Origin of the sequence: Psychrilyobacter sp. (assembly GCF_049671765.1) — a bacterium.
GTDB lineage: Bacteria > Fusobacteriota > Fusobacteriia > Fusobacteriales > Fusobacteriaceae > Psychrilyobacter.
Genome location: NZ_JBATVM010000241.1, coordinates 22,758 through 29,272, shown reverse-complemented (window position 1 = coordinate 29,272; position 6,515 = coordinate 22,758). Strand labels below are relative to the sequence as shown.

The following is a 6,515-nucleotide window of genomic DNA, read 5'->3' as shown; positions in this document are numbered from 1 at the left end:
TTAAGTTGTCATTAGTAAGAATCTCTTTAAGAGTAATAGTAGTCATAATAGTTATTATACCAAAAAACCCCCAAGATGGGGGCAGGGGGTTGAAGAAGCTTTAGCTTTTTTTTATGTTTAGGAGACAACATCACTTTTTTTAGTATATAATAGATTTAAAAGTTTGACCATCTAGATCTTTAATTTTCCAAGAGGAAGAAGTTAAAATTCCATATGAATGAGGATTTTCTTCCTTTGGAAGAGTTATAGATCCGGGATTAAATATATAGATATCCTTTTTTTTTGCTAAGGGTAAGTGAGTATGACCAGAGATCAAAATATCTCCTTTACTTATAGGAAGTTTATTTTCTGTAAATAGGTGTCCATGGGAAGCAAAGATACGTTTATCTCCTAAAAATAAATTAGTGAAATCACTCATAATAGGAAAATCCAAAAGCATTTGGTCTACCTCACTGTCACAATTTCCTCTCAGGGCTATGATCTTATCTTTGTATAAATTTAATTTTTCAGCAACTAATTTTGGATTGTAATCTTTTGGAAGAGGATTACGTGGTCCATGGTAAAGAATATCTCCTAATATCAAGATATAATCGGCCTCCTCTTTCTCAAAACATTCTAATGCTTTTTCTAGATAATATATGGAACCATGGATGTCTGACATAACAAATATTTTCATCTTAATATCCTTTTGGGTTATTAGACTGCCATTTCCACGAATCCCTACACATATCTTCTAAAGTTTTTTTAGTTTTCCAGTTTAATTCTTTAAGAGCTTTTTCAGAGTTAGCATAACAAGTAGCTACATCTCCAGCTCTTCTTTCTACTAATTCATATGGAATTTTCACATTATTTATTTTCATAAACGTATTTACTAGATCTAGAACACTAATCCCGTCTCCAGTCCCTAAGTTATATGCTTCTACACCAGTTTTATCTTTGAATCTTTCCAGTGCTTTGATATGACCAATAGCTAGATCAATGACATGGATATAGTCACGCACTCCAGTTCCATCATGGGTATCGTAGTCAGATCCAAAGACACTTAATTTTTCTCTTTTCCCTACAGCTACCTGGGTGATATATGGCATTAAGTTATTTGGAATACCATTTGGATTTTCTCCTATTCTTCCACTTTCATGAGCTCCGATGGGATTAAAATATCTTAGAAGGGCAATTCCCCACTGATTATCAGAAATATATAAATCATTTAAAATCTGCTCTATCATAAGTTTTGTACTACCATATGGGTTTGTAGCACTGAGAGGCATAGTTTCTAATAGTGGTGATGTATTGTTTAATCCATATACAGTAGCAGAAGAACTAAAGACAATCTTTTTAACACTATGATTTTTCATAACTTCACATAGAATAAATGTAGTCGTTAGGTTGTTGTGATAATATTCAATAGGTTTGGCTACTGATTCTCCAACTGCCTTATATCCTGCAAAATGAATTACAGCATCGATCTTGTTCTCTATAAATACTTTGTTTAAATTTTCTTTATCTAATAGGTCTATTTCGTAAAATTTGAATTCTTTTCCTGAAATTTCTTTTATTCTATCCAATACCTTTGGATTACTGTTGGAAAAATTATCTACGATAACTACCTCATAGTTTTCTTTTAATAGTTCTATCACTGTATGGGAACCAATATATCCAGCTCCTCCAGTTACTAATATTTTCATAACTTGACCTCCTGCCTATGGCAAAATATTTTGTATTGATTTTAAATTTATTATACCACAAAGAGATCTTTTTTTCTGAGGTATACAGAAAATTTATGTAGAATATATAATAATTATGCTAAGATTTACCAGATAGAAATTATTTATTTATAGATACTAAAAGTGTGGATGAATATATTAGCAGAAGGGCACATTAAGGGAGCTATTGATTTTCCTATTATATGTTTTTCAGTGCAAAAAGATTGTCTTTTTTTAGGTATAGTAATTTGACCTTTAAAATGCAAAAAAAAGTTGTAATTTTTAGGTATTCTGTTACAATAAAGTACAAATAAGTATTGCAGGAGCTTTTGCTGGGAGGAGATGTTATAGTCTCGACTGTTAACCTGATCTAGATAATGCTAGCGTAGGATGAATTTTTATAGGGTATGAATAGTATATTTATATTTAATAAGGCTTCCTCCGGGAGGTCTTTTTTGTTTATAGGGTAATTTAGGAATTACCCATACGAATTATTATTATTATTATTAGGAGGAAGAGAATGAAAAAAAGTATTTTATGGATTTTAATGGTATTATTAGGAATAACAAGTTTTTCAAAGGAAAAAGTAGTGGTTTATGTACCTAGTTCTATGACATTTTTACAGGAAGAGGTAGGACAAGATTTTTATGATAAAACTGGGGTAGAAGTGGAAATAATAGGAATAAAAGGAATCCCTGCGAGATTAAAATTAGAAAAAAGAAGACCAAAAGCTGATATAGTTTTGGGATTATCAGAAATAAATGTAATTCAGGCTAAAAAAGAAGGGACTATAGCTAGTTATAAACCTAAAACAGCTGGGAAAATAATGAAAGAAGAATATATGATAGATAGTGAATGGTATTCTACTCCATTTGATTTTGGATCATTGGCTATAAATGCAAATAAAGATGGTTTAGAGACGATGCCAACATCTTTTGAAGATTTAAAAAAGTTAAATGGGCAGTTAATAGTTTTAGATCCTAATTCATTTACTGGTCAAGAGTTTATGATGTGGACAGTTGCAGTATATGGGGAAAATTGGCTTAAATTTTGGAAAGAGTTAAAACCTGCGATTAAAACAACAGCTCCAGGATGGAGTGAAGGATGGGCAAAATTTACAACTAATGAAGCACCACTTATGGTAGGTTATGCTACTAGTGATCTTTATTTTGATGAAAAGAGTACATATAAAAGTTTTATCCCAAGTGAAGGTGGATATATCTATGTACAAGGAGCTTCTATCGTAGCAAAAAAAGAGATAAAGGATGGAGCCAAATTATTTATGGATTATATTTTAGAGGAAAAATTCCAAAGAGCCATGGCAGAAAAAAACTATATGTTACCTGTGACAGATATAAAATTAGGAGATGAATATAATAGAGTTCCGACATCAACTAAAGTAGTAAAAGTTAAGGCTAGTGATTTGGAAAAAATAGAAGAATATAAAAGAGAATTAATTAAATTATTGAAAAAATAAACTGTAAATTTAAAAAAGAAACCCTCTCCTCCTAGTTTCTCCCTCAATAGGGCGAAACAAAGTAAAATTATTACCTTTCTTCCTAGTTGAGGGAGATAGTGTCCGTAGGACGAGAGAGGGTTATAAGGGAGAAAAAGGATGAAAAAAGCTAGGATTTTAAATATAGGATATATGATATTATGGATATTTCCTATATATATATTTGGACGAGATTTTTTCCATGTAAAAGACTTAATAGGAATAATGGATAATGAGACTTTGAGCCTTATTCTTATGTCTTTTAAACAGGGTATCTTGTCTTCAATCTTAGCCTTTGTTGCAGCGATTCTTCCTGCATACTATGTGACTTATAAAAAGGGATTACTGAGCACTCTTATGGAAGGGACTATATTTATTCCCTTCTTTTTTCCTGTAATATCTACAGTAATAACATTTTCATTGGTATTTAATCTACCTTTATTAAAAGATTTAGGGATTTTATATAGTTTGAAAGCTATCTTGATTGCAAATGTATTTTATAATGCACCTATATTTGTAAAATATCTGTCTCTAGGATTAAAGAGGATACCCAATGAAGTTGTAGAAGCGGCACTAGAATGTGGAGCTAGTAAATGGGTTCTTTTTACAAGGATAAAGCTACCACTTATTTTACCTCAGATATTCAGAGGTTTTTTCTTGGTATTTACATATTCATTTACTTCTTTTGGAATAGTATTATCTTTGGGGGGACTAAAGTTTTCGACTTTAGAAGTAGAAATAGTAAATTCTCTCATGGGAAGTGCTAATTTTTCTAGGATGTTTGCTTTAGGGATAGTTCAATTTATAATATTGACAGGTGTGAATATTATCGGGGAGAAAATTGATGGATATGAACTAGAGGAAGATGAAAAAATTGGAGAAGTATCTCTGATTACAAAGATATATAGTTATATCTTTATTATTTTTGAATTTGGGATTGTAGGGATAAATTTAGTTTTTTCTTTCTACAATTACTATGATAAGAAGTTTTCTTTAAGAGCTTTTATAGATATTCTTTCACCAAAATTTAATCAGAAATATCCAGTGGTTGAATCTATAATAAATTCAGGAATGATAGCCATGGTTACAGCTTTTATAGTGGTGGTATTCACCTATTTATTGTTAAAATTTTCGGGGAAGTTTAGTACATATATAATATTTTCCACTTTTGGAATATCTAGTGGATTCTTGGGAATAACTCTGGTCTACACAAACATAATTTACGATATTCCCTATATAGTTTTACTTATAGGAGGATTTTTTCTGACGACAGTTCCTTTGGCTTACTCATTTATGTATCAATATATAAAGAAGTTTCGAGTAGATATATTAGAAGCTAGTAGTATAGATGGTGCAAATAAATTACAGACCTTTATCTATGTGGAATTTCCCATTTTAAAGGAAATTTTGAGTGGAACATATCTACAGATTTTTGCTGTTATCTATGCAGAATTTACTATAACTTACACTATGCAACTAGGAAGATATCTTCCTCTATCGTCAGTGGTAAATTATAATTTATACACCAATAAATTATTTTTAGAGAGTGCAGCCATGAGTAGTCTGAATATAATTATAATAGGAATATTGTTTATGGTGCCCTATATGAGAAGGGAAAAAAATAGCAAAGGATTAGGACTTTAATATTTATAGAAATAAAAAAAGAACAAGTGGATAAGCTGATTAGCTTCCTTACTTGTTCTTTTTTATCTCTTATCCTATTAAATTATTGTCTAGTGCAAAGAAAACTAATTTACTTGCAATTCTAAGCATAATTAAACCAATAACGATATCTAAAATTTTCCAAGTAATTTCTTTTTTAAAAATAGGGATAAGAATTCGTGCCCCATAAGCTAAGCCAAAGAACCAGACAAACGATGCTGAACAAGCTCCTATAATAAAATCAATCTGTTGATGTTCAGCAAATTTTGATCCAATACTGCCTATTAAAATAACAGTATCTAAATATACATGGGGATTTAAAAGAGTGAGTGCTAGAATAGTAACTATTGTTTTTTTTAATGAATCACTATTTTTATCATTTTCAACATTAAAGGTTTCGTTACTTTTAATGGCTTTTATAATAGAAGATATTCCATAATAAGTAAGAAAGATAACACCAAAAGCTGTAGAAAGAAGCATCAAAGTCTTATTTCCATCTATTATAGAACTTAAACCTAAAGTTCCAGCTGTAATGAGAACCATATCTAAGACAGAGCATAATAATGCTGTTATAAATACATGTTTTTTTAATATTCCATTTTTTAAAACGTAACTATTTTGTGCCCCTATGGCTATAATTAAACTAATTCCAATTCCAAATCCTTGAGTAACTACTGATAAAACCATTCATATTCCTCCTAAAAAATAGTTGTTATAACTCTCTATATAAGTTATTATAAACTATACAGAAGAACATTGATATACTATGATCAAATAAATCTGCTTAAACTTGATTATATAGATTCAGAGAAAAAGTACAGGTGTTACTCGAGACATCAACTATATGTGTTGAGATTTATAATAACTCTTAAAAACTCAGTATTTATGGTGTGTCCTGAAAAGAATAGAAAAGAGAATCTTTAGAAAAAGACATTAAAAAATTTCAAAAAAACAAAATGGAGGAGATTAAGATTAAAAAACAATTATTAATTTTAGTATTTATTATATTTAATACTTTGGGTATGGCTAGTGATATTAGTATTAAGTTATCTGAAAAGGCTATAAATTCATTTGCAACAGCTATAAGCCCTTTAGAATTTAAAAAAGAGATTAAAGTTCTGGATCAAAAAACAATGGCTCAGTATACTATAAAAAATATGGTGATAGTTCTAAAAAAAGACCAAATCTATATCAGTGGTGATTTAAATTTGAATCTTAATGGAAATACATTGGATGCTAGTATCAATGGAGAATTAAAACCTATTTTAGATAATAACACAGGGATATTATCTTTAAAATTAGCCCAAGTAAATATAGTTGGACTGGAGTTTTTAAGATTGGATAAAGCTTTAAAAGATCATGTTTTGATACCTTTAAAACTTAATGATTTAAAACCAATAAAGATCAAAAAAAGTAAGGGAGAATATCAAGAAATATACCCTAAGATCACAAATGAGAATGTCATAGTATCAGATAAATTAATAACTATAAGTGGGGACATATCTTTTGAAAAGAGTGAGGAACCCCTAAAAACAGAAGTTAGATAAGTTGGAATTTGAAAAATCTAAATTGACAAAAGTTAAAAATAATGGTAACATTTATGAATAAATTTAGAGGGAGGAAATACATTTATGAAAAGAGTAGAGGTCAAAGTT

7 protein-coding genes are annotated in these 6,515 nt (G+C 29.7%); 4 read left to right on the top strand and 3 right to left on the bottom strand.

Annotation, left to right across the window (positions count from 1 at the left end):
* Nucleotides 1–139: 139 nt before the first annotated feature.
* On the bottom strand, nucleotides 140–676 hold the full coding sequence (gene yfcE, locus WBG30_RS11740; RefSeq protein ID WP_424504845.1) for a phosphodiesterase: 537 nt from the start codon (nucleotides 674–676) through the stop codon (nucleotides 140–142).
* Between the two features lies 1 nt (nucleotide 677).
* Nucleotides 678–1,685 (bottom strand): UDP-glucose 4-epimerase GalE, encoded by a 1,008-nt coding sequence (galE, locus tag WBG30_RS11735; protein ID WP_424504844.1) that lies wholly within the window; start codon nucleotides 1,683–1,685, stop codon nucleotides 678–680.
* 538 nt (nucleotides 1,686–2,223) lie between these two features.
* On the opposite strand from galE, the gene WBG30_RS11730 reads away from it, so the two are divergent.
* Together WBG30_RS11730 and WBG30_RS11725 are read left to right on the top strand one after the other, a co-directional pair.
* A complete protein-coding gene (locus WBG30_RS11730; RefSeq protein ID WP_424504843.1) occupies nucleotides 2,224–3,180 on the top strand; it encodes a thiamine ABC transporter substrate-binding protein in 957 nt (318 codons plus the stop codon).
* 138 nt (nucleotides 3,181–3,318) lie between these two features.
* Complete coding sequence (locus WBG30_RS11725; protein WP_424504842.1) at nucleotides 3,319–4,842, top strand: ABC transporter permease; 1,524 nt, start codon at nucleotides 3,319–3,321, stop codon at nucleotides 4,840–4,842.
* A gap of 69 nt (nucleotides 4,843–4,911) precedes the next feature.
* Here WBG30_RS11725 and WBG30_RS11720 read toward each other — a convergent pair whose 3' ends face one another.
* On the bottom strand, nucleotides 4,912–5,547 hold the full coding sequence (locus tag WBG30_RS11720) for a LysE/ArgO family amino acid transporter (protein ID WP_424504841.1): 636 nt from the start codon (nucleotides 5,545–5,547) through the stop codon (nucleotides 4,912–4,914).
* Nucleotides 5,548–5,616: 69 nt separating this feature from the next.
* Here WBG30_RS11720 and WBG30_RS11715 point away from each other — a divergent pair, with 69 nt between their 5' ends.
* Both WBG30_RS11715 and WBG30_RS11710 read left to right on the top strand, forming a co-directional pair.
* Nucleotides 5,617–5,784, top strand: coding sequence for a hypothetical protein (locus tag WBG30_RS11715; RefSeq protein WP_424504840.1), 168 nt, complete (start codon nucleotides 5,617–5,619; stop codon nucleotides 5,782–5,784).
* Between the two features lie 32 nt (nucleotides 5,785–5,816).
* Entirely contained in the window at nucleotides 5,817–6,407 is a 591-nt protein-coding gene (locus WBG30_RS11710) for a hypothetical protein (RefSeq protein WP_424504839.1), read from the top strand.
* Nucleotides 6,408–6,515 lie beyond the last annotated feature (108 nt).

What these genes read in the sequence shown, in the direction of transcription:
- yfcE (WP_424504845.1), bottom strand. Translation starts at nt 676, where the DNA reads ATGAAAATATTTGTTATGTCAGACATCCATGGTTCCATATATTATCTA.
- galE (WP_424504844.1), bottom strand. Translation starts at nt 1,685, where the DNA reads ATGAAAATATTAGTAACTGGAGGAGCTGGATATATTGGTTCCCATACA.
- WBG30_RS11730 (WP_424504843.1), top strand. Translation starts at nt 2,224, where the DNA reads ATGAAAAAAAGTATTTTATGGATTTTAATGGTATTATTAGGAATAACA.
- WBG30_RS11725 (WP_424504842.1), top strand. Translation starts at nt 3,319, where the DNA reads ATGAAAAAAGCTAGGATTTTAAATATAGGATATATGATATTATGGATA.
- WBG30_RS11720 (WP_424504841.1), bottom strand. Translation starts at nt 5,547, where the DNA reads ATGGTTTTATCAGTAGTTACTCAAGGATTTGGAATTGGAATTAGTTTA.
- WBG30_RS11710 (WP_424504839.1), top strand. Translation starts at nt 5,817, where the DNA reads ATGGAGGAGATTAAGATTAAAAAACAATTATTAATTTTAGTATTTATT.